Origin of the sequence: Leptospira neocaledonica, from assembly GCF_002812205.1 — a bacterium.
Classification (GTDB): domain Bacteria; phylum Spirochaetota; class Leptospiria; order Leptospirales; family Leptospiraceae; genus Leptospira_B; species Leptospira_B neocaledonica.
On sequence record NZ_NPEA01000006.1, the window covers coordinates 179,968 to 206,843 of the forward strand.

Annotated in this window: 26 protein-coding genes; 4 read left to right on the plus strand and 22 right to left on the minus strand. The window is 41.4% G+C overall.

The window, feature by feature from the left end; all coding sequences use genetic code 11:
* Positions 1-3: 3 nt before the first annotated feature.
* From CH365_RS12105 to CH365_RS12205, 21 genes are all read right to left on the minus strand, one after another.
* On the minus strand, positions 4-2,331 hold the full coding sequence (locus CH365_RS12105; RefSeq protein ID WP_100768825.1) for an adenylate/guanylate cyclase domain-containing protein: 2,328 nt from the start codon (positions 2,329-2,331) through the stop codon (positions 4-6).
* A gap of 96 nt (positions 2,332-2,427) precedes the next feature.
* Positions 2,428-3,234 (minus strand): tryptophan synthase subunit alpha, encoded by an 807-nt coding sequence (trpA, locus tag CH365_RS12110; RefSeq protein ID WP_100768826.1) that lies wholly within the window; start codon positions 3,232-3,234, stop codon positions 2,428-2,430.
* The gene (gene trpB, locus CH365_RS12115; RefSeq protein ID WP_100768827.1) at positions 3,231-4,445 is read right to left on the minus strand and encodes a tryptophan synthase subunit beta; all 1,215 of its coding nucleotides are present in this window, start codon (positions 4,443-4,445) and stop codon (positions 3,231-3,233) included. Before trpB ends, trpA begins: the two co-directional genes overlap by 4 nt.
* Positions 4,446-4,462: 17 nt before the next feature.
* Positions 4,463-6,199, minus strand: a complete 1,737-nt coding sequence (locus CH365_RS12120; RefSeq protein ID WP_100768828.1) for a proline--tRNA ligase — start codon at positions 6,197-6,199, stop codon at positions 4,463-4,465.
* Between the two features lie 9 nt (positions 6,200-6,208).
* Positions 6,209-7,900, minus strand: coding sequence for a site-2 protease family protein (locus CH365_RS12125; protein ID WP_100768829.1), 1,692 nt, complete (start codon positions 7,898-7,900; stop codon positions 6,209-6,211).
* Complete coding sequence (gene dxr / locus CH365_RS12130; protein WP_100768830.1) at positions 7,894-9,063, minus strand: 1-deoxy-D-xylulose-5-phosphate reductoisomerase; 1,170 nt, start codon at positions 9,061-9,063, stop codon at positions 7,894-7,896. Before dxr ends, CH365_RS12125 begins: the two co-directional genes overlap by 7 nt.
* A gap of 7 nt (positions 9,064-9,070) precedes the next feature.
* Positions 9,071-9,985 (minus strand): phosphatidate cytidylyltransferase, encoded by a 915-nt coding sequence (locus CH365_RS12135; protein WP_100768831.1) that lies wholly within the window; start codon positions 9,983-9,985, stop codon positions 9,071-9,073.
* Positions 9,978-10,703 (minus strand): isoprenyl transferase, encoded by a 726-nt coding sequence (locus CH365_RS12140; protein WP_100768832.1) that lies wholly within the window; start codon positions 10,701-10,703, stop codon positions 9,978-9,980. Before CH365_RS12140 ends, CH365_RS12135 begins: the two co-directional genes overlap by 8 nt.
* A gap of 2 nt (positions 10,704-10,705) precedes the next feature.
* A complete protein-coding gene (frr, locus tag CH365_RS12145) occupies positions 10,706-11,260 on the minus strand; it encodes a ribosome recycling factor (protein ID WP_100768833.1) in 555 nt (184 codons plus the stop codon).
* Positions 11,250-12,002 carry a UMP kinase gene (gene pyrH / locus CH365_RS12150; protein WP_100768834.1) on the minus strand — a complete coding sequence of 251 codons (753 nt, stop codon included), beginning with the start codon at positions 12,000-12,002 and terminating at the stop codon, positions 11,250-11,252. The genes frr and pyrH overlap by 11 nt, the downstream gene beginning before the upstream one ends.
* A 3-nt stretch (positions 12,003-12,005) precedes the next feature.
* Complete coding sequence (tsf, locus tag CH365_RS12155) at positions 12,006-12,605, minus strand: translation elongation factor Ts (RefSeq protein WP_100768835.1); 600 nt, start codon at positions 12,603-12,605, stop codon at positions 12,006-12,008.
* Positions 12,606-12,616: 11 nt separating this feature from the next.
* On the minus strand, positions 12,617-13,501 hold the full coding sequence (gene rpsB, locus CH365_RS12160) for a 30S ribosomal protein S2 (protein WP_100768836.1): 885 nt from the start codon (positions 13,499-13,501) through the stop codon (positions 12,617-12,619).
* 7 nt (positions 13,502-13,508) lie between these two features.
* On the minus strand, positions 13,509-13,769 hold the full coding sequence (locus tag CH365_RS12165) for a hypothetical protein (protein ID WP_174704450.1): 261 nt from the start codon (positions 13,767-13,769) through the stop codon (positions 13,509-13,511).
* Positions 13,770-13,791: 22 nt separating this feature from the next.
* Positions 13,792-14,175: a bactofilin family protein gene (locus CH365_RS12170; protein WP_100709399.1), complete on the minus strand. Its 384-nt coding sequence runs from the start codon at positions 14,173-14,175 to the stop codon at positions 13,792-13,794.
* A 9-nt stretch (positions 14,176-14,184) separates the two neighbouring features.
* Positions 14,185-14,406, minus strand: coding sequence for a tetratricopeptide repeat protein (locus CH365_RS12175; protein WP_100768838.1), 222 nt, complete (start codon positions 14,404-14,406; stop codon positions 14,185-14,187).
* Between the two features lie 6 nt (positions 14,407-14,412).
* Positions 14,413-14,793, minus strand: coding sequence for a holo-ACP synthase (gene acpS, locus CH365_RS12180; protein ID WP_100768839.1), 381 nt, complete (start codon positions 14,791-14,793; stop codon positions 14,413-14,415).
* Positions 14,790-15,854: a YbbR-like domain-containing protein gene (locus CH365_RS12185; RefSeq protein WP_100768840.1), complete on the minus strand. Its 1,065-nt coding sequence runs from the start codon at positions 15,852-15,854 to the stop codon at positions 14,790-14,792. Before CH365_RS12185 ends, acpS begins: the two co-directional genes overlap by 4 nt.
* Positions 15,847-16,686 carry a diadenylate cyclase CdaA gene (gene cdaA / locus CH365_RS12190; RefSeq protein ID WP_100768841.1) on the minus strand — a complete coding sequence of 280 codons (840 nt, stop codon included), beginning with the start codon at positions 16,684-16,686 and terminating at the stop codon, positions 15,847-15,849. Before cdaA ends, CH365_RS12185 begins: the two co-directional genes overlap by 8 nt.
* A 10-nt stretch (positions 16,687-16,696) precedes the next feature.
* A complete protein-coding gene (gene dapB, locus CH365_RS12195; RefSeq protein ID WP_100768842.1) occupies positions 16,697-17,503 on the minus strand; it encodes a 4-hydroxy-tetrahydrodipicolinate reductase in 807 nt (268 codons plus the stop codon).
* Positions 17,504-17,513: 10 nt separating this feature from the next.
* Entirely contained in the window at positions 17,514-18,398 is an 885-nt protein-coding gene (dapA, locus tag CH365_RS12200) for a 4-hydroxy-tetrahydrodipicolinate synthase (protein WP_100768843.1), read from the minus strand.
* 41 nt (positions 18,399-18,439) lie between these two features.
* Positions 18,440-19,621, minus strand: a complete 1,182-nt coding sequence (locus CH365_RS12205) for an MFS transporter (RefSeq protein WP_100768844.1) — start codon at positions 19,619-19,621, stop codon at positions 18,440-18,442.
* A gap of 146 nt (positions 19,622-19,767) precedes the next feature.
* On the opposite strand from CH365_RS12205, the gene CH365_RS12210 reads away from it, so the two are divergent.
* The 4 genes from CH365_RS12210 (at position 19,768) to CH365_RS12225 (ending at position 24,230) form a co-directional block, all read left to right on the plus strand.
* Positions 19,768-20,247 (plus strand): hypothetical protein, encoded by a 480-nt coding sequence (locus CH365_RS12210; protein WP_100768845.1) that lies wholly within the window; start codon positions 19,768-19,770, stop codon positions 20,245-20,247.
* Between the two features lie 321 nt (positions 20,248-20,568).
* Positions 20,569-21,843, plus strand: a complete 1,275-nt coding sequence (locus CH365_RS12215; protein ID WP_100768846.1) for a hypothetical protein — start codon at positions 20,569-20,571, stop codon at positions 21,841-21,843.
* A gap of 87 nt (positions 21,844-21,930) precedes the next feature.
* On the plus strand, positions 21,931-22,611 hold the full coding sequence (locus CH365_RS12220; RefSeq protein WP_100768991.1) for a hypothetical protein: 681 nt from the start codon (positions 21,931-21,933) through the stop codon (positions 22,609-22,611).
* Entirely contained in the window at positions 22,608-24,230 is a 1,623-nt protein-coding gene (locus tag CH365_RS12225) for a HEAT repeat domain-containing protein (RefSeq protein ID WP_100768992.1), read from the plus strand. Before CH365_RS12220 ends, CH365_RS12225 begins: the two co-directional genes overlap by 4 nt.
* On the opposite strand, the gene CH365_RS12230 is transcribed toward CH365_RS12225, so the two are convergent.
* Entirely contained in the window at positions 24,214-26,763 is a 2,550-nt protein-coding gene (locus CH365_RS12230) for a SpoIIE family protein phosphatase (protein ID WP_100768847.1), read from the minus strand. The genes CH365_RS12225 and CH365_RS12230 overlap by 17 nt on opposite strands.
* Positions 26,764-26,876 lie beyond the last annotated feature (113 nt).

The following is a 26,876-nucleotide window of genomic DNA, read 5'->3' on the forward strand; positions in this document are numbered from 1 at the left end:
TCATCAGGACTGCTCTACTGAATGCAAAGGTCTCCTCAGAAGTTTAAGGTCTTCTTCGTTCACTAAGTCGATCAGTTCATAGATCCGGACAGGTTTGGTTTTACCCTTTACCTTGACTAGGTCCAGTTCTCTGGCAATTACGCGGTCCTTGACCTTTTCGTATGTATATTCCGAAATAATAATATTTGTGGCATATTCCTTGTTGGATCCTTCCAGACGAGATCCCAGGTTAATGGTATCTCCCATACAAGTATAGTCCATCCGGTGAGAACTTCCCATATTCCCCACGACAGCAGGACCGGAATTTAATCCGATACCGATATCCATCACAGGAAGGTCTCTTGCTTTCCATTCTTCCTTCAGGACTGCGAGCCTTCTCATTTGTGCAATGGAAGCCGCGCAAGCATAGTAAGCATGGTCTTCTAGGGGAACCGGAGCCCCCCAGAAAGCCATGATCGCATCCCCCATGTATTTATCAATCGTTCCCTTGAACTCGATAATGATCTCGGTCATTTCCGAAAGGTACTGGTTTAGGAATTGGACCAGTTCTTCCGGGCCCATTTTTTCGGACATGGTGGTAAATCCGCGGATATCCGAGAAGAAAATAGTAATGTCCTTCTTAGATCCTCCTAAGTTCAGATTTTCCGGATTTTTAAGAAGTTCGTCCACAACGTCTTTGGAAACGAATTTGGAGAATGTGGTACGGATATATTTTACGTTTTCTTCTTCCGTTAGAATCTTATACACTATGATCCCCACGAATATGAAGAACTGTTCTACGATCACGGATGGAAATACGTGAACTATATTGAATTCCGAAAAATCGTATAATGTCACGATGCTGTATAAAAGTGCAATTCCAATGATGAACAAAAACCCCCAAGAGGTTTTCATTCTAGGAAGGATGAGTCCCACGATAAACGCCATGGAGAAGAAGATCAAAAAGTTCCCAGCCAAAGGCATGTCCCAGAGGAAATCCTGGTTTAGGATTGTATTGATCGCATGGGCGTGGTGTTCGATCCCCGACATATCTCCGAATGGAGACAAGTGAGTATCTTTTGCGGCCCCTCTTCCAGTAGCGTAGAACATAGCAACTAAGAAGATATTATTGTTCACCTGAGTAGCAGTCTCGTTGTCCCAACCTTCTGAAACTTCGAAGAACTCGGTAGTATTATAAGAATATAATCCTCCCGGAAAGTTAATTTCCATCTGACCATACTCGTCTATCGGAATGGTAACTTCACGGGTATCATTTGGCTTAGCCATAATGTCTTCTGTGACCATTTTTAAACTTTTACGATCGAAATAACTGATATTCTTTTGAGGAATATTTTTGATCTTCACATATTCGCCCATGACAACTTCTACGTCTTTTTTAATATCCACTCCGTAATAGTTACAGGCAATGACTAGGTCGATAGAAGGATAGTATTCGTCTTCTCTTCCTGGACCGGAACCCAGGATTTTTGCAACGATCGGCATTTTACGGTTCAGACCGGATTCGTCTTTTTTAATATTCGCAAATCCTAAACCGGAAGATTTTTCCGCAACAGGTTCGATCGGAGATTGTGGGAATTTCAACCAAGAAAGTCCTGTTTGTTCATCCTTAACATTTTCCAATTTGAATTTGCGAAGAATTTCGGTTCTCTTTTCTAAATTAATAATTGTGCTCTTGGATTCCAAACTGGTTTCCATAGGATAGTCGAACATGACCCTTGGGTTTCCGGAAAGAGCTTTAGCCATCTCATCTGTTTGTCCCGGCTTATAGTCCAGGAAGAACACGTCGAACATAAGATGATTGGTAGAAGTAGCGAATTTATCTATTATCTTTGCGTAATATTTCCAAGGAAGGGGCCACACACCACCTAGTTGGTCCAAGGTTTTGGTGGTGATCCCGATAATATTGATATCCCTTCTTGCTTTTTCAGGAGGTTTTAATTGAATCTGTTCCAAATCTCCCTTATCGGATTCCTTCTCTACTCTTGCGTCGGTTTGGTTACGAAGAACATTAAATCTCCAAGAGATAGAATTTTCTTCCAATTCGGAAACCGGAGTAAACGCAACATATAGATCGAACCAAACTAAGGAAGCAAGGATCGCTAACCAAAGACTTCCTACAAACTGGGGGTTCTTAGCGGCCTTGGTAATGGTCTTATAGAAGAAGTAAGAAGAAGAATATAGAAGAAGTGCGCCTAATAACAGAAGTTGAAGTGAATAATCCGCTTCGGAAAAAAACGCGTAATAAAAATGTGCCAGAATTCCGAGGGATGTAGTGACCCCGAAAATAATATCCACTAAGGTAAATTTCTGGGCTGGTTTGGACTCGCTCATTCTTTCCTCCGATCCGGAAGATTCTCTCTACCGGGACGGTTTCGTCAATTTTCTTCCCAGGTTCAGGAAAGAAAATATCGACTATGAGAAAGAGTTTTAGCGGTTTTTTCCTCTCAAAGAACCGGAAATCGATTGTGCGTATTCTTCTAACTTTTTTCTGCAAAGACTAGGATTAGAACCATTCTCTTCTATGATCCTTTGCACTGCGGAACCTATGATAATACCGTCAGCGTACTGGGAAATTTCTTTCGCCTGATCCGGGGCAGAGATCCCAAATCCAGCACTCACCGGAAGGGAAAAAACTTCCTTAGTAGTTTTGATCCTATCCTCCAGATCTGCAGAGATGGATTTTCTCTCTCCAGTCACTCCATAAGAAGTTACATAGTAGATAAATCCGGAAGCAAAATCACGAATTCCTTTCATACGATTCAAAGGAGTCGCAGGAGTCACTAAATGGATCAGATCTACTCCTCTTCTTTTCAAGGATTTGAATAATTCGTCCGTCTCAGGGGTATCATATGGAAGATCAGGAATGATCATACCTTGTATACCTGCTATCTTTGCCTTCTCCGCAAACTTTTCAAAACCATAATGAAAGATCGGGTTGAAATACGTTAGATACACTAGAGGGATATGAGGATGTAAAGAATGTATCTTTTCCGTAGTTTCTAAAATTGTATCCATGGAGAATGGATTTGCGAGAGCACGTTTGAATGCCTTTTGGATCACAGGCCCATCCGCCACAGGATCGGAAAACGGGATCCCAAGTTCTAAAATATCGGCGCCACCTCTGATGAGTGCATCCGCCCAATCTACACATAGATCGTAATTCGGATCTCCTAAAGAAATATAAGGAATGAATGCGCTTTTTGAATCTGAAAAAACGCTCTTAATCGCGCTCAAATCAAATCTCCTTGTGAAAGACCAACAAGTCTTGCTACTTCTGCCACGTCCTTGTCTCCTCTTCCGGAAAGACAGATCAAAATGTCTTTTTTCTTTCCAAGTTCTTTTGCAAGATCCTTGGCAAATCGAAAAGCATGAGCAGTTTCTAATGCAGGGATGATACCTTCTACCCGACAAACTTCCATGAATGCGTCCAAGGCACCCTGGTCGGAAACAGTTTCGTATTTTACTCTTCCGGAAGAATGTAAATGAGCATGTTCAGGTCCCACGCCTGGATAATCCAATCCAGCAGAAACTGAATGCGCAGGAACTACCTGCCCTCCATCGTCTTGGATGACCAAGGTTTTGGTTCCGTGTAAAAACCCAGTTTTACCGAAAAGCATTGTGGCAGAATGTTCTCCGGGAGAAGAACCTCTTCCTCCGGCTTCCACACCATATAGTTTTACTTTTTTATCATTTAGAAATGCATAATACATTCCCATCGCGTTAGAACCGCCGCCTACACAGGCAACGACAGCATCCGGAAGTTTATCGTTTTCTTTTTTGAACTGCTTTTTAGATTCATCGCCCACAACTTTTTGAAAATCACGGACGATAGTTGGGAATGGGTGAGGCCCAATCACAGAACCTACTATATAATGAGTATTAGAAACATTTAACGCCCAATCTCTCATCGCTTCGGAAGTAGCGTCTTTTAAAGTTGCAGTTCCAGAAGAAACTCCAATCACTTTTGCGCCAAGCATCTGCATACGGATCGCATTCAATTTTTGGCGACGGAGATCTTCTTCTCCCATAAAAATAGCAGTTTCAAATTCGAATAATGCGCCTACTGTTGCAGTTGCCACACCATGTTGGCCCGCACCTGTTTCTGCGATGATCCTACGTTTGCCCATTGCCTTTGCGATAAGCGCCTGACCGATTGTATTATTAATCTTATGAGCGCCGGTATGATTTAAATCCTCGCGCTTCAGCCAGATTTTAGCTCCACCCCAGGCCTTGGTCAATTTCTCCGCATAGGTAAGTGGAGAAGGTCTTCCTATATAATTCCTTCTATAAAACTCCAGGTCCTTTTGGAATTTTTTATCCTTACGGAGTTTATTGTAAGTGTCTTCCAACTCGATCAAAGCTTCGGTCAAGATCTCAGGGGAATATCTTCCTCCAAAATCGCCGAAGTATCCTTCTTTTTCAGTGAAGTTGCGTTCTTTAGCCATGACAGTTTTTGAAGGGATTAATCTCCCAACAACTCCTGGTATAATTCCTGACGTAGGTTCTCTACTCTTGTGTTCAGATCGTCGAAGTCTATAAATTTGAAAGTTTCATCCTTATCGAGTTTACGATTGTAGATGGAAATTTCTCCGGACTCGAAAAACTTTTTACCGACGGTGATGCGGATCGGGAAACCGATCAGTTCCGAATCCTTGAACTTAAATCCAGGTCCGAGATCTCTTTCATCCCAGAAGACCTCAAAACCTTCGTTCTTTAGATTTTCGTAAAATTCTAATGCTTTTGCGTCTTGTTCCTCACCTTTTGTAAGAGTCACAAGACCGATCTCAAATGGAGCAATACTGATTGGCCAGTAAATCCCCTTATCATCATTACATTGTTCTATAACTGTAGCCATGGTTCGGTTCACACCAATACCGTAACATCCCATGGTAAGTGTTTTTGCCTTACCTTGTTGATCCAATACTTGGATCTGGAAAGACTTGGTATATTTATCTCCTAACTTGAAGATATGCCCAACTTCTATTCCTTTTTCTGCTTTTAAGGTTTTTGCACAGGTAGGACATGGGTCCCCTTCTCTTGCAAGTGCTACATCTGCGGTTTCATATTGGATCTTGATCTCGGAAGAAGGAACATATCCTTGGATATGGAAATCTTCTTTTCCTCCACCGACCACATAAGCGAAATCCTTTTGGATAGAAGAATCCAAAATCACCTTAAATCCTTCACCAACATCGGAAGGACCGATAAATCCGGGAACTAAATTAGAATTTTTTAATTCAGGTTCTGGGATCATGTCCAGATCGGACCATTTTAAATAAGACTTAAGTTTGTGTTCATTCAGCTCCAAGTCTCCGCGCAGGAATACTAGCAGCTTCTCTTTTCCATTTTGAAAAGCGACTGCCTTGATCGTATCCTGAGGGCGAACATTTAGAAAAGCAGCCACATCTTCGATAGACTTTTTGCCTGGAGTCGCCACTTCTTTTTTGTCCTTAGGACCATTTGGAGAATCTTCTGCTTTTGCGATAAAAGGAGTTTTTTCGCTGTTAGAATTATAACCGCAGTCGCCACAAAGAAGAAGTGTCTCTTCTCCAATCGGAGAAACCACCATAAATTCTTCGGAAGCGGAACCGCCCATTGTACCGGAATCCGCTTGGACAGGAATTGTTTTCAAACCGCAACGTTGGAAAATTTTTCGATAAGCAGTTCTCATATCTTGGTAAGTTGCATCCAAAGAAGCCTCGTCCAAATGATAAGAATATGCATCTTTCATAATGAACTCTCTGGAACGAATTACCCCGAACCTAGGACGGATCTCGTCTCGGAACTTAGTATGGATCTGATATACATTAATTGGCAGATCCTTGTATGATTTCAAAAGAGGTTTTACTAAATAGGAAAAAGATTCCTCATGAGTGGGGCCGAGCGCATACCATTGGTCATGACGGTCTTTTACTCTCATCATTTCCGGTCCCATCACACTCCATCTTCCGGATTGTTCCCAAAACTCGGAAGGTGTCATGATCGGAAGTTCGAATTCCAATGCACCAGTTGCGTCCATTTCTTCGCGGACTATATTCTCTATTTTTTTTAGGATCCGAAGTCCTAATGGCAGAAAAAAGTAAAATCCCGAGCCTGATTTTCGAACCAGACCAGCTCGTATCATCAGCCTATGGGAAGCGACTACCGCGTCCGAAGGATTTTCTTTTTCCGTAGGTACTAAATATTTAGATGCTCTCATGACTCTCGATTATCTTAAGAAATCGTGATAAGTCACATAGAGGCCCAAGGATAAAAGGAAGAAGAATCCCAATCTCAAAACTTGTTCTTGAACAGCCATCGGCAGAGGTCTACCGGCGATCGCCTCATATGTGAAAAAAACGATATGTCCACCGTCGGCTACAGGAATCGGAAGTAAATTCATTATCATTAAGGCGATCGAAATAAATGCCACGAACTGAAAGTAAGAATAAAAACCGTCTTCTAAGAATTGAACGGAAACTTTAGCAAGTCCCACTGGACCGGAAACGCTATCTTTTACCTTCAATCTTCCGGAAAAGATCATCCCGAGTCCTCTCAGGTTATCGCTGATCATTTTTCCTACGTCTTTGCCTGATTGTAAAAATGCTTCGCCGAAGGAAAGTTTTCGGTCCATACTTTCCTCTTTCACATGCATCTTAGCAGTAAAACCTAAAAGACCGATTTGATAGAATCCTAGGGTTGTATCCCAAACCTGGCCTTGGACCTCCAACTGAACTCTTTTGCCGATTTGAGATTGGACAGATTTTTTGAAATCTTCCAGATCAGCGAAAGATTTGCCGTCCATCTTTAAGCTTAAAAGTTTAAGTTTGATCTCCGGATCATGGCTTCTGAGACTAATCGTGCTGATAGGTATCTCGGGATATTTTCTATCTCGGATATCTTTTAATTCTACGACGAATGCAGCAAGAGGTGTCATTTCCACTTCCGCTTTTTCTCTGGTCCAAGGATTGAGTAGTGGATAAGTTTTACGATCCACTTCTAATTTTACTTTTTCGTTTTGGAATTTCCCGAGCGTTTTTTGCAATTCCGGAACGGTGTGAACTTGTATCCCATTCACAGATAAGATCCTGTCCCCATCGTTCAAATAATCTAAAGCCCTGGATTCGATCGCTTCTTTGTTCAGTCTTGCTTCTTGCAGAGCAAGTTCTCTGGGCGAAAGTTTTGGATCTAAAGCAGCCTTTCTTTCTCTTTGTTTTCTATATTCTGCCGCCTCTCCGTTCGGATCTAAGAAAGAAAGTTTTTTTAAGAACCAATGACTAAGCATGGACCCATATCCGAAGTCCACTTGCACAAGTCTTTCTCCTGCGAAGTCTACTCCGATCTGAGGATCTGAAAAATGAAATTCTAGTTCTTTTCCTTCTCTTTCTACTTTGAGTTGGATATCTTTTCCTCGGGCAAGCCCTAACTCCGATAATAATTCGTATTTGGATTCGGTTTTGGCACCGTTTACGGATACAATCTTGTCTCCACTTCTTAAACCTGCTTGGTATCCGGAAGAATATTCATACACTGCAGGTTCTATATAAATTTTAGTTCCGGCAGGTGCGTAACCGATCGCATACAAACCGAAGATGATAAAAAAACCAAGGATCAAATTGAATAATGGTCCACCGAAAACCGGGATCATTCTTTTAAGAGGAGGAGTGGATAAAAATTCGCCCTTCTCTCCTTTTAATGTTCCGCCTTCGTCACCTTTAAATAGGACATAGCCGCCTAACGGTATACCTGTAACTTGAAAAGTGGTTTCACCGATTTTCTTTTTCCAGATCCCTTTCCCATAACCGATGGAGAAGATCCTGGCCTTCACGCCAACGACCCAGCCCATGATTAAATGACCCAATTCATGTATAAAAATACAAAGGGCCAACATGAATACGATACCTAAAATATCTGCTAACATAAATGCACTACCTTATCTTTAGAGAAATGAAAGGCCAATTCTCTGGCCTTTCTATCTGCTTCTTCGTAACCTTCCAGATCTACCGGGAACGTATTCGGAATTTTTTCCAAAACGTTCCGGATAAGAGAAGGGATCTCCGTAAAAAGAATTTTACCTTGTAAAAACAATTCCACAGCCACTTCGTTCGAAGCGTTAAAAATAGAAGGAGATATCCCGCCTGCCCTTCCAGCCTCATATGCCAACGCCAAGCCTGGATATCTTTCCAAGTCCGGTTCTAAAAACTCCAGATTTCCCCAAGAAGTCGCAGGATGAGATCTTAAAACTTTCGGGACTATTTTAGGATAATATAATGAATGCGCCACAGGAAAGATCATATCCGGATAAGAAGCGTATACAAAACTTGCACCGTCCTTAGTTTCCACAAGACCGTGGGCCACACTTTGAGGATGGATGACCACTCCTATTTTATCATAAGAAAATCCGAAAAGAAAATGAGCCTCTATAACTTCTAATCCTTTATTGATCATTCCCGCAGAATCGATCGTGATCTTAGGCCCCATATTCCAGGTAGGATGTTTTAACGCCTGCTCGATTGTCACCTTAGGAAGATCTTCTACCGGAAGTTTACGAAATGGTCCACCGGAAGCGGTAAGAACAATCCTTTCAAGTGAGTCCTTCTTCATATTTTCCAGAAGTTGGAAAAGCGCATTATGTTCCGAGTCTACGGGAACCAGATAAGATTTAGAATTTTCTAATAAAGTTTTTATATAAGGTCCGCAGCTTACTAAGGTCTCCTTGTTTGCGATCCCTATTTTTTTGCCGGCACGAATTGCGGCAACAGTAGGACGTATCCCGCTTGCACCTACGACAGCAGTTACAACTGTTTCTATCTCCGGTTCCTGGACGATCTCTTCTAAATTTTTAGAGCCGTACAATACTTTCGTATTACCAATCTTATTTCCGAGAACCGTGCGATCTACAGTTTCGGAACTGATACATAGAATATCCGGTTGGAATTCCTTCGCAATCGATTCCGCTTTTTGTAAATTGGAATGTACACTGAAAGATACTAACCGAAACTCTTCCGGAAATTGGCGGAGTATTTTGAGAGTAGACTCCCCTACCGATCCGGAGGCACCCAGTATAGAGACGCCTCTTTTCATATTTTTATTAGACCGGAAATCCTAGAGCAACCTTGATCTGGAGATAAAAATAAAGGATAGGTACTGTTAAAAGTAAAGCATCCGCCCTGTCCAAAATCCCCCCATGACCAGGGATTAAATTCCCGGAGTCCTTTACCTTTGCGTCTCTTTTCATAGCAGATTCTAATAAATCTCCTACGACTCCCACCAAAGATAAAATTAAAGAAATTAAAAATACTTCTGCACCGGAAACTAAAGGTGCTACGCCCGTACTTCTTTCCCAAAGAATATTCAGAACGAATACAGAAACAATAGCAACTATGATCCCTGAAACATAACCTTCCCAGGTTTTTTTAGGAGAGATCGCAAGCCCTGCTGGATTTCTACCGAACCAACGTCCGCCGAAATACCCGCCCACATCAGTAAGAAATGTTGCGACAGATACTAGGAACACATAATAGATCCCTTCGTTCATTCCCAACAGAAGAAGTAAATGTCCGAGTGGAATTCCAGCATACACCACTCCCAGTATCGTGGAACTAACGGAGAAAATTGCCCCGTCCAATGGTCTTCTTAAAATTTGAAGAAGGAAGCTGAACAGAAAAAGTAATACAAAGGAGAATATTACCGCATCAAAACTAGGCACAAACAATTTGAAATGTGTTTGGAAGAAAATAGGCGGCTCAAACTTGTTCTGAGAAGCCATGAATCTAAAATAATAGATTAATAATATTACGATAAAGAAGAATATTCCCGTTCCCTTGAAAGGCCTTCCGTCCTGGCCCCTGTCGGAAAGCCTATAAAATTCAGAGAGGCCAATCACGCCCGCTACGATTAGGATACCCAAAGTTTGCAGATAATAAAAATCCCTGTAAAAGATCATGAACAGGTATAGTGCAACGAGCACAGCCGCGGAAAGGATTCTTTTTGTAGTTTCACCCATTCTCTAAACCTCCGAATTTTCGGGTCCTTCTTGTGAACCAATCCAGCGCTTCTCTCAGATCCTTGTCTCCGAAATCAGGCCAAAGATTTTCCGTAAAAAAAAGTTCCGCATAAGCGGATTGCCATAGAAGGAAATTGGATAATCTCCTCTCCCCAGCGGTTCTAATCAATAAATCTACTGCCGGAAGGGGGTACGTATACAAATATTTTTCGAGTTCTTTTGTGCTGATCGGTTTTTGGATGGAGATGGACTTCTTCTTTCTTTCTTCCGTTAATCTGGAAAACGCACTTAAAATCTCTTCCTGGGACCCGTAATTTAAACAAAAGTTCACCGTTAATTTGCGGTTTTTGCGGGTGATCTCTGCAGCATGATCGATTTTAGATAAAACCAAGGAACTCAGTTTTTTCCTAGAACCTGAATGTAATATTCTAATACCTTTGGCGTGTATCTTATCCAAACGGGAATCTATAAATTCCACTAATAGATTGAATATGGATCTGATCTCTGTGATCGGACGTTTCCAGTTTTCTGTGGAGAATGCATATAGAGAAACTACTTCTAAACCCAGTTCTAAACTGGAATCCATCAGACGATCGATCGCGTCTGCTCCTGCTCTATGTCCTTCGGACCTGGAAAGTCCTTTAGATGTCGCCCATCTTCCGTTCCCATCCATGATGACGGCCACGTGACGGGGAATTTTTTTTTTGGAAGAAGCCAAACTTAGACCGTGGTGATTTCCTTCTCTTTTTCAGCGGTAACTCCGGATATCTTCTCTATATAAGAATCCGTAATTTTTTGCACCTGGTCTTGTAGAGTTTTTAATTCGTCTTGGGAAATTCCCTCGGAATGTTTTTTAAGATCTTCCATCGCATCCCTGCGGATGTTTCTGACAGCGACCTTCTTCTCTTCCGATTTGGATTTTACCACTTTTGCCAATTCTTTACGTCTTTCGCCCGTTAGTTCCGGAATGATAATACGAATGACTACCCCGTCGTTCGTAGGTTGTAACCCTAGTCCCGAAGCTTGGATTGCCTTTTCGATATCTTTCATGATTCCCTTATCATAAGGAGAGACCACCAGAAGTCTAGGTTCAGGAGCCGAGATATTTCCCAATTGGTTGATGGGTGTAGGAGCTCCGTAATATTCCACTCTTAGGTCTTCGATCAATGCAGGATTGGCCCTGCCCGTCCGGACTCCCGCGAAATCCTTTTTTAAGAGTTCCACGGTTTTATCCATCTTGGACTTCATTGCGTTGATTAATTCTTCATTCGCCATCGATCCGAATATCCTCCGAGTTGGAAATCAGGGTACCAATTTTTTTGTCCCCGAGAACCAAATCTTTTAAATTGCCCCGCTTAAAAATGTCAAATACGATTATCGACATATTGTTTTCCATACAAAGGCTTAGGGCAGTAGAATCCATAACTTTCAACCTACGTTTGATGGATTCCATAAAGGAGATATGAGTATATCTTTTAGCACTTGGATCTTTTTTAGGATCCGCTTCGTAGACCCCATCCACTTTTGTGGCCTTTAGGATCACTTCGCACCCTACTTCTACTGCTCTTAAACTTGCTGCAGTATCCGTAGTAAAATAAGGATTACCGATCCCACCTGCAAAGATCACGATCCTTTTCTTTTCCAAGTGACGGACCGCTCTACGACGAATATAACTTTCTGCGATGGAATGGATATCGATTGCGGATTGAACTCTTGTATAGAGTCCTTTTTTTTCGCAGGCATCTTGAAGTGCCAATGCGTTTTGGATGGTAGCAAGCATCCCCATATAATCTGCGGTTGCTTGGTCCATTCCCACTTTAGCGAGATTTGCTCCTCGGATCAGGTTTCCCCCTCCGACTACCAGAGCGATCTCTACTCCTAAAGAATGAACTTCCTTGATTTCTTCTGCGAGAGAATGAGCCTTATTGCTATCGATCCCAAACTCGCCCTCTCCGGCAAGAGCCTCGCCGGAGAGTTTAATCAAGATTCGCTTGTACTTAGAAGTTTCCTGAGACAAGGTTTACGCGCCGCCTACCTGGAAACGAGCAAAACGAGCTACGATGATATTTTCACCGAATTTCGCGATGGATTCCTTAACCAGATCGTCAACGGTTTTAGCGTTATCCTTGATGAAGGCTTGGTTCAAAAGGCATACTTCGGAGTAATACTTTTTGATTTTTCCAGGGATGATCTTTTCGATCTGCTCTGGTTTTTTACCTTCTTCTTTCAATTGAGCTTCGAGAACCTTAGTTTCACGCTCGATGTCTTCTGCAGGAACTTGCTCTTCGCTTACGTATAGTGGAGCCATAGCTGCGATTTGCAGACATATCTCTTTTCCGAGAGCTTCGAAAGCCTCGTTACGTGCAACGAAGTCAGTCTCAGAGTTGAGCTCGAGTAGAACTCCGATCTTTCCGTCTCCGTGGATATAGGAAATATTTCTTCCTTCTTTGGTCACGCGTCCTGCTTTTTTAGAAGCCTTAGCGATCCCTTTTTCACGCAACCAATCTGCAGATTTGTCTAGATCGTTATTATTCTCTTGAAGAGCTTTTTTACAATCCATCAATCCCGCACCGGTGCGGTCTCTTAATTCCTTAATAAGGTCGGTAGTAGATGCTGACATTCTCTTCCCTCTTACTCGCCTTTATCGATTTCAATAGTGGCAGCAGGCTCAGTTGCGGCAGGAGCAGGAGTAGCAGCAGCGTCTTCTTTCTTAGGGCTGACAGGATCCTCGTCCATGATGAACTTACCACTTTCGTCGTATTCACCCTGATATTCCAGAGCAAGTGCTTCCGAATCCAGATCTTCGCTGAAGCGAGGTTGTTCTACAACTCCTCCAGTTCCTTCGATTACCGCGTTAGACATGGTTTCGAGGAATAAGGAGATCGCGCGGATCGCATCGTCGTTGCCTGGGATTGGATAGTCGATCAACTCAGGATCACAGTTGGTATCCACCACTGCGAAAATTTTAAGACCAAGTTTACGAGCTTCTTTTACTGCGATCTCTTCTTTCTTAGGATCGATCACGAAAAGAACTTCAGGAATGCTATTCATGTCCTTGATCCCGCCCAAAGTTTTGCGGAGTTTATCTAATTCTCTACGAAGAGATAGAATTTCTTTTTTAGTTTTAACTTCTTTTTCGAAGCTATTATCCGTTTCCATTCCCTCTAGTTTTTTCAAACGAGCGATGGATTTTTTAACTGTGTTCCAGTTGGTTAAAAGTCCGCCCGGCCAGCGGTTATTGATGAAGAACATACTGCAACGGAGTGCTTCTCTTTCGATCGCTCCTCTAGCTTGCTTTTTAGTTCCTACGAATAGGACTTTTTTTCCTTCGGAAGTAACCTTCTTCAATGCGTCGTAAGCTTCTTTAGCCTTTTGAACGGTTTTTTGAAGGTCGATGATATGGATCCCGTTTCTTGCAGTGAAGACATAGGGAGCCATTTTCGGATTCCATTTTCTTGTCTGGTGACCGAAATGTACTCCGGTCTCCAGTAAATTCTTCATGGAAATTACTGACATGAGTTGTTTACCCCTTTTTTAGTACGAAGAACAATGTCGCCACAAGTCCAAGAAGACTTGCAGGGGTAACTTGTGCTTCGACTTTAATTACGTAAAGTTCCAGCCGAACCGGTTCTTGTAAGAGGTAGGCGGAGAGGATATGGACCCCAAAAACGTTGTCGATAATTACTCCGACTACGGCTCCGGCCAAGGTTCCTAATAGGATGGCTAATGCGATTTTGGCCGCTTTTCCGCCGTCCATAGGTCGTTTCGGGCTGGCAGATACCAATGTTCCAGGTTGGACCGAGGGGTCAATCCTTATTAGGTAGGATCATCTCGCAGTTACCTTCGAAGATCACTCCGTCCGCAATCTGCAGCTTGGCGGTTTTGATGTTTCCATTTACCTTTCCGCTCGGTAGCATTTCTAATCTTTGGGTGGCAATCACGTTGCCTGTGATCTCTCCTCCAACGATTACAGTTCCTGCCTTAATATTGGCTCTGACCTTGGCTCCCTCACTGACTAGTAGAAATCCTTCGGATTCTATTTCTCCTTGGAATTCGCCTGAAATTTCTAAGGGTTTTTTGAAATTCAAGATCCCTGAAAAATGGGTTTCTCTTCCTAAAACAGTGGAGATAGTCCCGAATTCGGTTACAGTGCGGCTGGGTTTAGATGCGGTTGCGGCTTTTTTTGACATGATACCAGATTATTTCGTTTTCATCTCGAAAACCCCATCCCAATCTTCTGGAGGAGGATTCGCGATAAATGCTTCGCAGCGTCCTATATATTTTTTAGAAGGCCCGTCGTTCGGAGTGATCTCGACAGCTTTTTTGAATAGCTCCCAAGCTTCCTTGAACTTTCTATTCTTGTACAGTGCGAGACCTTCGTCGTACAATTTCAGAGTTTGTTTCAGAGACTCGGTGACCATTTTAGCTCACTCCTTATAGAGAACGACAACTGCAGTGGAATAATTTTCCGCATGGCTGATGGACACGGAAACACCGCTATAGCCTTTCTCGAGGAACAATTCTTTCGATTTTCCGTGAAGTACCAATTCTTTTTTTCCGAATTCTTTCCCGAAAAGTTCGATTTCTCTCATATCTAGAATCACTTTATGCCCGGGTTCTATCGCCTTGATAAACGCTTCTTTTACACAAAATCTTCCGCTCAGATGAGGGACAGGATCTTTTCTCCCGGAGCAATACGCAATCTCAGTTTCTGAAAATACTCTTTTCAGAAATCTTTCTCCATGTTTATCGAGCAAACCTCTGATCCTGGAATTTTCTACTATATCATTCCCTACGGTGATCTTCATTCTTCCTCAGGCTCCGGCAGAGGTTCTTCCGAGCCCGGATCCGAGTTTCCGTCTCCCCCATCTTCCGTTCCAGTTCCGCCTGAACCTAGATCAGGACGAACCCTGTATAGGATGGAAATTCGATCTGGGAAAACTCCCTGGATCTCCACCGATTTTAAACTAGGTGCTTTTTCCAAACGGACTTTCGCGACCACTGGTTTACCATCCGGGAGGATCTTTTTAGCTTTGGGATCGTATTTATGAGAACAAACTACACTTGCATTCAAACCTTTGATGATCTGGATACTTCGTAATGGAGTTCTGGATTGTAGTTTTACGGAAACTTCCTGCTCTGAAAATTCAGCCTCCAGATTTTTATCCAGGTTCTGGCATTTTACAGGAACGCCTAGAACTATACTTTCTCCAGGAGTGGAAGAATCCGCTACGATATTCACTGTTACGGAAACTTCTTTTATATTGTCCCTAAATCTTAAACCTGCAGGAAGATCCGGAACCTTAAATTTCTGAGTGAATGTTTTGGTTTTATCCTTCAGGGAGATAGAAGGAAGACTAACCAACCTTCCCACCTTATCGAACTCGGATGGATTTCCCACAACGACTAGACTAGTAGGAGAGACGAAATGAGAAGACTTAATATAATCCTTAGGAGGATCTCCCTGGAATTTAGGCTCGAGCACCAGAGTCCTACTTACATTGGATTCTACAAGGATGCGAACCTTCTCCTTTCCTGGAATTTTAGAAATTCTTAAACCTGGAGTTGTCCCCCCAAAACGGACCACATTTACTATATTCTCCCCAGGATGAAGATCAGCAGGAGAAATATATGCTTTTAAGGAAGGAGTGTAGAAGTTTACGTAATCGCGGACACCTTCTACCTTAACGGGAAAAGTAGTGTCTGATCCCTTGGCGATGATAAGACCGCCGCTAAGCTTAGGATATTCTATTTTGATATTCACTTCTCTTACGAGAATTTTAGAATTTTGTAAATTGATATAGAATAATGTGGCAAGGATGATAGAGCCAAGCTTTGCTTGCCAGTTGTTCAGAAGAGCCTTAATCATTCGACTCCCCCGCTTCTTCCGATTCTAATCTTTTATCAGCGTTCGGATTTCCAGGTCCTGCTTTCTTTTCGTGAAGGATTGTATTCAAAAGATTTTTTAATTCGATCGGTTTAACCGGATGGATCATCTCCCCGTCATGACAGACTGAAATTTCTCCGGTTTCTTCGGAAGTTACTACGATGACTGCGTCGGATTCTTCCGCAATTCCGAGTGCCGCCCTATGTCTTGCTCCCATACGAGCATCGTCCAAATTTGTGGCCATCGGTAAGAATGCGCCCGCACATGCGATTCGGTTCTGCTCAATGATGACTGCGCCGTCATGAAGTGCGGTATTCTTTTTGAATATGGTAAGAAGAAGGCTCGTAGAAAGAATTGCATCCAATTGAACCGCTTGTTCGGCGATATCTTTGAGACTATGTTCCCGTACGATCGCAATCAAAGACCCGGTTTTGTTTTTAGCCATGATCTTGGATGCTTCTACAATCTCATCCAGGTCGGTGGCAGTTTTTAAAAGGAAAGGACGGAATAATCGGAGCCTAGCCATATCACCTGTGATCTTACGGAGTTCCGGCTGCAAAAGAACTATGATCGCGAACACAAGAGCAGGACGAATATTATCTATGATCCAATCCAAAAGTTCAAAATTCAAAGTTTGGGCAAAGATCCCGAGCACCCAGATCAAACCGATGCCCAAAAGAAGTTGAACCCCTCTTGTTCTACGGATGGTGGAATAAAATTGATAAATTAAAAAACTAACGATCAGGATATCCAAGATCATCACGATCCCGAACTTATCACTTTGGAATAAACTGATGTTTTTTAAAAAATCCATTCCAAGAACCTTATAATCCTAATACGGAAAACATATCATAGAGGCCTTTTTCTCTTCCGACTAGAAATTCGGCGGCTTTTACGGAACCAACTGCAAATGTTTTTCGATCTTGAGCCTTATGAGAAATTTCCACCCTTTCTTCCGGAGTGAAAAAATAAACAGTATGATCTCCGATCACTTCTCCCGCTCTAAGAGTATGGATGGCGATTTCTTTAGGATCTCTTTCGGGAAGAATTCCATGGCGACCATGTACAATATTTGACTCTGTCCTGGATAGAGTTTCTAAAAGGATTACTTTTAGTTTTTCTGCAGTTCCGGAAGGAGCATCTTTTTTATGACGATGATGAATATCTTGGATCTCGATATCCGCAAGATCTCCCATTACTTTTGCGGCGATCTCGGTTAGTTTAAAAAGAAGATTCACCCCGATGGACATATTAGGAGAATACACGATCGGAATACTTTTAGAAGTTTCTTTTAATAATTCCTTATGAGTTTCCGTAAGACCAGTTGTACCGACTACGACAGGTTTTTTTAATTCTTTGCAGGTAGATAGAACATCCGATAAAACTTCTCTAATAGAAAAATCGATTACAGTATCAGATTCGGAAATGGATTTAGAAAGATCGTCCGAAAACAAAATTTCATTTTGTTTGAGTCCAGAATGTAAACCGGAATCCAAACCTAGATAAACGGAACCTTTACCAACTACCGCAGCGGAAAGTTCCGAAACTTTAGATTGGGAAAGGACTTGGATAATAGCCTTCCCCATTCTTCCAGATGCACCAATGACTGCGACACGATTCTTGCGGGCCAAATCGAATTCCTTATTTATAACCTTTTGCTAAGAGATCGGAAACCGTTTTTTTCAAACGATCCGCTCCTGGACCTGCACTCAAAGAAGTCATAGGAAGACGTATTTCACTGGAGCAGAATCCGTTCCAACTCATCACGGCTTTGATCGGGATCGGATTGGTTTCTATAAACGCCAAAGCGAATAGTTCCAAGAAATCATAATGGATCTTTTGAGCAGTTCCGATATCCCCTTTTTGAAAAGATTCCACAAGTTTCACTAAACTTTCCGGGAATAGATTCGAGATTACGGATACTACACCTTTTCCGCCTAAGGAAAGAAGTGGAAGTGTCAGGTTATCATCTCCGGAAAGAACGGTCATCTTGTCTCCTACAAGAGAGATCAATTTGGACATTTGTCCTAAATCTCCCGTAGCTTCTTTCATAGATCTGATCTTAGGATGTTCAGAAAGACGAAGAACAGTTTCCGGTAATAAGTTCACGGAAGTTCTTCCTGGAATATTGTACAACATCACAGGCACGGAAGAATGATCCGCGATCTCTTTGAAGTGAAGATACAAACCCTCTTGGGTAGGCTTATTATAATACGGATTGACTTGGAGTATCCCATCCACTCCATCCTTGCAAGCGACCTCGGTTAATTCCACGGCTTCTCTAGTAGAGTTGGAGCCGGTTCCTGCCACGACTAAGATCCGCTTTTTTACATGTTTCACGGTTTCACGGATCAATTCCGCGTGTTCTTCATGGGAAAGTGTAGGAGATTCGCCTGTGGTACCGCAGGGCACCACTCCGCTTACCCTTGCTTGGATTTGTTTGTCCAAAAGAGAAAAATAGGACTCATAGTCTATTTTCCCATTTCGGAATGGGGTAATAATGGCAGTAAATACGCCTTGAAACATAATATATAAATTCCTGATCCCTGGGCGATTTGGCAACCCCTTTAATAGTGATTCCTTACCTGATCCATTCTCCAACTGAGATAAATCAACACTCCCATTTCCAAAAACCCGGACCAAACGAATGTGGGAGGAATTCCGATCCGATCGGAGAAAAATCCGGATAAAATTCCGGAGAATGCAGGCACTAATAGAAAGACCAGACTATAGAGAGAAAGTATCCTTCCTCTGATATGATTTTCAGTATTTTGTTGGATGCCTGCAGGAATGAGAGTGATGATCACACCTGTCATAAATCCGAACACGAAAAAACAAATCACAGTTAGCACCAGACTTTCCGCGAGAAAGGGGATCAAAGAAAATAGCAAACAACTGAAGAGTGCAGATCCGAAAAGAATATGCCCCTTCTTCTTTAAGCCATGAAGAAGAAATGTAACTCCTCCTCCGATCACAAGTCCGATCCCAAGAGAAGAAAGTAAGGCTCCTCTCATCGACTCACCTAATCCCATGATTTCTTTGACATATTTAGGAAGAAGGACCTGGACAGGACCGACTAAAAGAACCACTGCACCCATAAGCAAAAGGAACTGAGATACCAACGGCGAATTTTTTAGATAGGCGATCAACTCGGAGATCCCAGGCCCTGAAGAAGTTTGGTTTCTTTCTCTCATCTGCACCGGAATTAAAACCAAAAAGAAAACGCTTAGTACATAGGCAGAACCTATACTCATAAAAACATATTTAAAGGAGAAGTATTCCTTAAAATATCCGGCAACCAATGGAGCGAGGCCATAACCGAAAAGTACAAGAGTGTTCAGCCAAACGCTATGTTTTCCTATTTTAGAATGTTCTAATAGATCTCCCAAGATCGCAAATCTTCCTGGCATTACAAAGGAAAGTCCTATCCCGGAAAGAACGGAAGACACAAGAAGAAGGTACGGTTTTCCGGGAGAGATCCACCCTAAATGTAACGATAAAGCGGCAAATCCAGAACCTAAAGCCATGGAAATCTGAGCTGCAGCCAGAAGCCATTTTCTAGAATATTTATCCAGTAATCTTCCTGCGGTGAAACTTAAAAATAACAGAGGAAAACATACAAAGAAGAAAACCCAGCCGGAAAATGTATCCGAATCGGAAATACTTTGGGAAAGAATAATGGCGGTATAATTGAACATATTTCCCGCAAGTAGACCCAGGATAGAAGAGAGATAATAGAAAAGAATCACGTAAGAAGATTGCGAAAAATCAACTCACCCGGCAAGCGCAATTCATGGGCAAATCACTTAGATATGCGGAGGTAAAAAGATTGTTTTGTATATTTGTTTGGAATAAAAATCATTCAAATTTTCGATAACCAATTGTTATTCGAGAGATGAAGTTATGCAAAATTGCGATCCCCTTCTTCTCCTTCATATTTTTAGCTTGCGGAGAAGAACCGAAGGATAATCCAAATTCATTCCTTTTTCCTTTATTACAAAATATTGACACAACAATCGGAACAAATCTTGCCCAAGTTAGCTTCGATACATTTTCCGCAGACAACCAATTGATCACCTCTTGCGATGTAGATAATTCTTTCGGACAAGGTATTACTGTGGACCTTCCGGACATATTTCCTCCCAACTACGTGGTAAAAATAGAAACCGTCCCCTCCTCCTCTCCTTTTACATTTCCAGTGAATGGGGACTTGGATCTTTATTTGGGCTCTTCTCACAAACCGGACGATCCTACAAACTGTACGCTAACTAGAACCTCCAACACAGTCTTCAGATATTCCGCAACACTATCGCCTAACTGCACTGTGTTGGGCCACACTCTCAGCCGTCTGGAGATTGACTGTATACCAAACTAAGCCTGCTTGCAAATATTAACCAGAGCCCTTAAGTAGCAGAACCAATAAACGAACAGTGTTTAAGATCATATAGACTGCCATCCGGTCACTCATTCGAGGGATAAAATAGTATATTATAAAAATTTAATTATATATCAAACATTAAATTTTAACAGTGTTCAGTGAGAGGACGCTCATTGTAATATTACGAATGTTCAATATAGATAAAAATATTTTATAAGCAAAATATAATTGGAAGTGACTTCGAAATTCCGGCTCTCATGCTTTGTCTCGAAGAGAATATAGAAATCTCCTTCAATAGAGAGTGGAGTTAATTTAAAAATGAACATTCGAAACTTTTGGAAAATCCTAAGCGGGACTTTCCTAATCGTGGGAGCTTCTACGCTTTCGGCACAAAGCCAGGCACAGATGTTTTCCAGACCCGGAGTAATCGGTGACTCCTTAAGCCATGGTTTTTATGGCGCAACCGTAGAAGAAAAAACTCAGAACTGGGCTTATCCGGTTTTAGTTTCTAAACAAGCTGGTTCGAACGTTTCGTATAACGTGCTAAAGGGACCTTACTTGAATTTTGAAGACGTGCTCAAAGGTGATTGTGGGGTATTCTGCATCGCTGCTTCCATTATTGGAGGGAACGGATCTACTGTTGGACTTCCAACACATGCAGGGATCACCGGTGCGGATTACACTACGGTTTTACAAACTTCCGGTCAGTGTGAGAATATTAATGCAACTACTTGGGCCAAAGACTGGTATTGGGAAACTTGGTACTGGTACACGTACCGTTGGGTGCAAGTTCCTGATTGTCAATCTCCTGATAAATTCCATCAATTCGGTTTAAGAAGTTCCGGAACCCAAATGCAAGTAATGCAGGCTGTTAAGCCTAGTTTCTTGTTCGGGACTGCTGCTGCGAACCATGTTCTTTGTACTGCGCTGAGCACTTCTACAGATTGTTTAGACCAAGCAAGATTTTTGAGAGATATTCGTTCTACCATGTCCAAAATGGCTGCAATCGGATCCATCAAAGGTGGAGTTCTATTCACTGTACCAAATGTGACTTCTATAGCGTTTTTGGAAAACTATAACGATCCGCAAGGAAGAGTAAACTATTCCGGTTTAAAAGCATTCTTCCGTTCTTCAGTTTCAGATCCTTCTCAAGTTTTGGATAAGAACGAAGTGAGCACTATCACAAACTTCTTAACTTCTATAAACAACGAGGTAAAAGCGCAGGCAGTGGCCATGGGATTTGCATTAGCAGATCTTAAAGTTCTTTTCGACGATCTAAAAGAAAACGGCCGTTTGATCAAAAGTCCTTCTGGTTATAGCCCAGGTTATGCAAAAGCTAACTGGCCTCTTCCTGGTCAGCCTGGTATTTTCGGCCTAGACGGCGTACATCCTAATATGTACGGTCATGCGGTTTTTGCGAACGAGCTGATTAAAGCAATCAATTCCAAATACGGTTATTCTATTCCGCAAGTAAGTGAATATACCGCTTGGTATTACGATTCCTTAAACCGTAACCCGGTTGACTTGAAAAAATTCCTGACAGACACTTTGTTCGGTCAGTTCATTTCTTGGGTCATCGGAATTTTCGTATAAGAACCTTTCCTAAAACATTCCTCGCTCGGTCCAGAGAGGGGAATGTTTTAAATTCAATTTTTCTAATTTAAATTTCTTTTTATCATAATGCAATTTTTTCGTTCTTATTGGCCCTGGATATCAGGCGCAGTTATCCTTATTATTTGTATTTTATTTATCTTTTGGCCGGAGAGAAAAACGAATTCTCCCAGTCTAGGAGAAGAAGCCTCCGAGGTAGTTGATCGAAAATACGGCAGCGGCACCTTAGAATTTCCGGATGCCCCTCATCCTTTCGAAGAAGATCCTGATTTAGAAGGCCCTGCTAAAAAACTTTGGCCCGCGGCTTTCAAAGAAAAAAAATCGGAAGAAGAAAGAGAAAAGATCAGAGAAGAATGGATCGATTTTGCAGCAAGATACCCGCGCAATATTTACATTCCGAGAGAATTTCGTCCTCAGCTTACTTCTGAAGATGAAAAAAAGGCAAGAGAACAGCTCGACAAGGTCACTTCGGCCGAGTCAAAGTTCGCCCTAGCAAGAAATGCAGGCAAATTTGCCGATCCAGGGTCAATGCCTACCCGTCCGAACGATCCAAATGTAACTCCAGAGGAACAAAAGGCTTACTTTTCCTATAAAATTTCAGAATTAGAGTCCAGGATACAGCTGGTCCAATATGCGATCCAGCAAGGTAGAATGGATACTTCTCAGATTCCGCAAGCAAATTCTGATATTATATCTTGGCAGAAGGAATTAGAGCAGTTAAAACAAGTTTCCGGATCGGTACCCAGATAATATTTATGAAGTTCAAAGTATATTCTGTTTCTATGATATTTAATTTATTAATCCCGACCATAATTTGCGGCGCTGTCGTATTTAGTTTAACTTTAGGATGTTTCGGTCCTCCTCGTCCAGATCTTTTGCCCGAAATCCAGGAAGAAGAAATACCTAGTTTAGAACAATTAGTATCCGATCTGAAAAGCCAAAATCCAAGAATGAGATCCCAAGCGATTTTGGAATTAGCATCAAGAAACGAAAGGAAGTTTATTCCCTTGGCTCGAGAATGGATGAGATCTTCAGAAGATATCACAAGAGGTCCAGCAATCCTGGCATTAGGAATTTGGAAGGATAAATCTTCTCTTTCTGAAATATTAAACTTTTTAGATCCTAAATCAGGTGTCGATCTAGGAACTATTTTGGAATCCATTGCAAGAATGGAAGATCCCCAGGCTGGTAACCGTGTAGCTTCCCTTTTAAACCATGAAGATGCAAGCATCCGATTATTGGCAGTAGACACCTTGGTCCGTATCAATGCGAGGCAATCGGGAAAAATCATTTTAGCTTCTGCTAAATCTAATAAGGATTCCGACAAAGCCAAAACATTTGCAATGGCTTTAGGAAAATTAAATATTCCCGAATCAGAAGAGTATCTTGTAGATCTTGCATCCCATTCAGAGCCCGGTCCTACTTTGGCGGCAACGTATCTCGCCTTAGGAAAGGTTCAAAGTAAAAAATCTGTTCCACTTTTAGTAAAAGCTTTACAGGCGGATTTTGATAAGGGAAGGGAAAACTCTTCTATTGCTCTTATAGAGATTAAGGATCCAAAAACTTTATCTTTAGTCCTTCCTATTTTAGAAGACCGAGACAGAGAGATCAGATACAGGGCAGCTGATGTTCTGATCGGGGTGACAGATCCTAGTTTTTCTCCTCGTATTTTAGAAGTTTTGATCAAGGGTAAAGTTTTAGCAAAAGCCCCTGCATCCCATGTTTTAGGTCGTATTAAATTTTACAAGGCAAGAGAAGAGATAGAAAAGACATTATTAGATCCTAATATTCCAGATAGGGAAATTATCGCTCAATCCTTAGGTTATCTAGGAGATAAAAAAAGTATTCCGGTTCTTGCTAAAGTCCTAAAAGAAGATCAAACTGAGGCAAAATATGGAGCCGTCTGGGCGTTGGGTGCAATAGGCTCGGAAGAAGTCCTTCCTTATGTCGAAGAAGCTTGTACGTCTAAGGACCAAAAACTTGCAAAGATCGCTTCCGAAAGTTTAGGGATGATCGCTTCTCCCAAATCATTATCTCTTTTAGATAAGAAAACGGAAGATTTTCCCGATTTAGCTCCAATCACTCTGTCCGCAATCACCTCTATTCAAGGAGAGGAATCCCGTAAAATTTTGGAAAAATATGCAGAAAGTGAGAATATAAATCTTCACCAAGTTGCCGTTTCTCAATTGGGAGCTAAAAAGGATCCTGCGAGTGTGCCGACCTTAATCAAGTTATTGCAAGAAAATACACCTTCTCGAAATAGAAAGTTGATCATTTCCGCATTAAAATCGATCACTGGTTTAAAATTTACTTCCAAAAACGAATGGGTTAACTGGTATATATTAAATTTTTCTAAAAAACATCCGTAAGTTTCAAAAGGATTGGATGATTCGGATCTATCGCCAACGCTCTTTCTGCGAATTTTCTGGCTTCATCCGTTTGGCTTAAGTTTTTATAAATGTCCGCTAAGTTAATCAGGTTATTCAGGTAACTCTGGTCCAATTTGTACGCGAGTTTTCCGAAATATTCCGCCTTCTGAAAATCCTTATTCAATTTACTGGAATAAGATGCGTAATATTGAGACTCCAATCTGTTCGGGTTTAAATTTGCAGCTCTTTCAAACGCCTTAGAAGCAGAAGAAAAATCTTTGAGCTTTAGATAGGATTTTCCAAGTAGAATAAAAAATTCTTCCCTATCCGAAAAGATTGTTTTGTATCCATTCAAATATTCGATAAGGGAAGAATAGGACTTGTTCTTATAGAGTATCTTTGCCTTTTCTAATACTTCAACGAGAGGGGTTTCGTTTTTTAACTGCGGATCTACAAGATACTCTAATCTCAAGAGAGTAAAATCGTCCGTCAATTCTCCGAATTTAAGGGTATTCTCGTATATGCCCCTTAAATCTCCATTAGATTCTTCTACGGTTCTTAAAAATTTAGTTTCGTCCTCATTTACGATTCTTCCCCTTTCGTCACTTCCTATCAAAACATCATCCTTACCGTCCGATCCCAATATTAGTACATCATACTTCTTTAATTGGAAAAACTTTACGAAAAAATTCTCTTCATTTCCTGGAATACCTATCTTGCGTAAGGTAAGTTCGTTCTCCAAAAACCCTGCGGACCCGTCTCTATATAATATAGGCCAAGGATGTTCTGCGTTGATATAATACAACGCCCCAGTGCTTTCATTTAACAAACCGATCACTACGGAAATATACATCGATCCATCAAAAGATTCAAAAATACTTTGAAGTTCCAAAAAGGATTCCTTCAGCCAAGATTCAGGAGGTCTTGAATGCCCTCCGTTTCGATTCGTCCTGGTTAGTAAGGACTGGAAAACTGTTCCCATCACGAGGGCCCCACCCGCGCCTTGGATAGATTTGCCCATTGCATCTCCATTTACAAAGACTGTGTATTTTTCTCCCTGGATAAAAATATGTCCGGAGATACTAATATCTCCTCCGATCTCGTAATTTTTCTCTTTAAATAAAATGGATTTTTTCTGCTTCGAAAAGAAATCTATCTTCAAAGAAGGACTGGAAGTATTGTTCGTAAACAATGGACGAATCAGTAGAGAAGTTAAGAAATAATCTCCGTCCTGTTGGTTTTTTAGTTTATTTACATTCGCCAAGGACTCGTTTAATTCTTGGGTCCTCTCCTCTACTTTATTTTCCAAATGTTCATTCAGTTCTTCTACTTGTTCGTTCAAACGTACGAATTTGTTTGCAAGGATGGTAGCAATACTGATAATAAAGAAAAAGAATGCATAGCCCACTGTTCGCGGAAAAACGAATAAGTTCCGATTGGACATCGTATCAAAAATTGTAGACAATGCTACAATGGAGACTCCAATCAAGATAAGTAACGCATCCCTATCTTTAATCCGGATTTTATGGATCAAGTAATAAAAGATCAGCACAATATAAGCAGCCCAACCTAGCTGCACTGCCGTACTATTCAGTTTATTGTATAAGATTACGTTATTCGAGATTAGATAAAAGAGTATAAAAAGTCCGTAAATCCCATCTAATGCATTAACAAACTTTCCTCTCGGGAATTTGAAATAAGATCGGATAAAGTTCGCAAATATCGGAATAAGAGCGGTAAGAATAATATATTCCGTTTTTTTCATATACAAGAACGGAATTCCCAGATCGTATTTAATTTGGTTTCTGAGAAATTGATAGATTACCAGAAATATAGTAAACAGCCCGAAATATAAATTTTCAGTATCGGTCCTTCTTCTTACGAATAAAAATAGGAAATATCCCCCTACTGTGAGATAGATCATCAGAAGTGCAATTTTGGTATATTCTGTCCGATAATAATCCCCTTGGACCAGACGGGTGTCCCCAATTTCGGTCCTGTCCTGCTCGATTCCGGCTTCAGGATGAAAATATTTTTTCACTTCTAATACTAGTATATTCACTTTCCCGCTCCGAATAAGCCCGGGAGGAATGGAATATATTCTGATTTTGTCATATGCCTGGGGTTCGGAAGAATTCATATCCCCAGTCTCTCCGATCAATTTCCCATTCAAATAAGTTTTATCCTTATCTGTCAGGGTTCCTAAACGAACGGAAATCCCAGCTGCTTTCCAAGTATCCGGAGCAATAAATTTCTTAATTATATAAACCTTATGCGCTGATTCTTGAGAAACCCTATACACTCCTGGGGCTTTGTATGGATTTGTTTTGATCCCGGGATCTTCTCCACTTAAATAGGAAATAGAAAATTGTCTTGGATCCAGAATTTCTTCCGTAATTTCCCAAGTATGACTTTCGGTAGAATTTAAGCTTACAATTGTGTCGAAGGATCCAATCTTTTGAATCTCTTCCGAGAGAAGAAAGTTTGGGAAAAATAAAATAGATAAGAGTACGATTGCGGAACGGATCTGCATCGGGCTTTCCTTGGATTGAAAATTGGATTTCGAATCAACATGCTCTTTTATCGGGTTAGGCCAAAACCGACCTTAGGTTTATTGTAAAAAGATAAAGAACAATGTTCGGGATT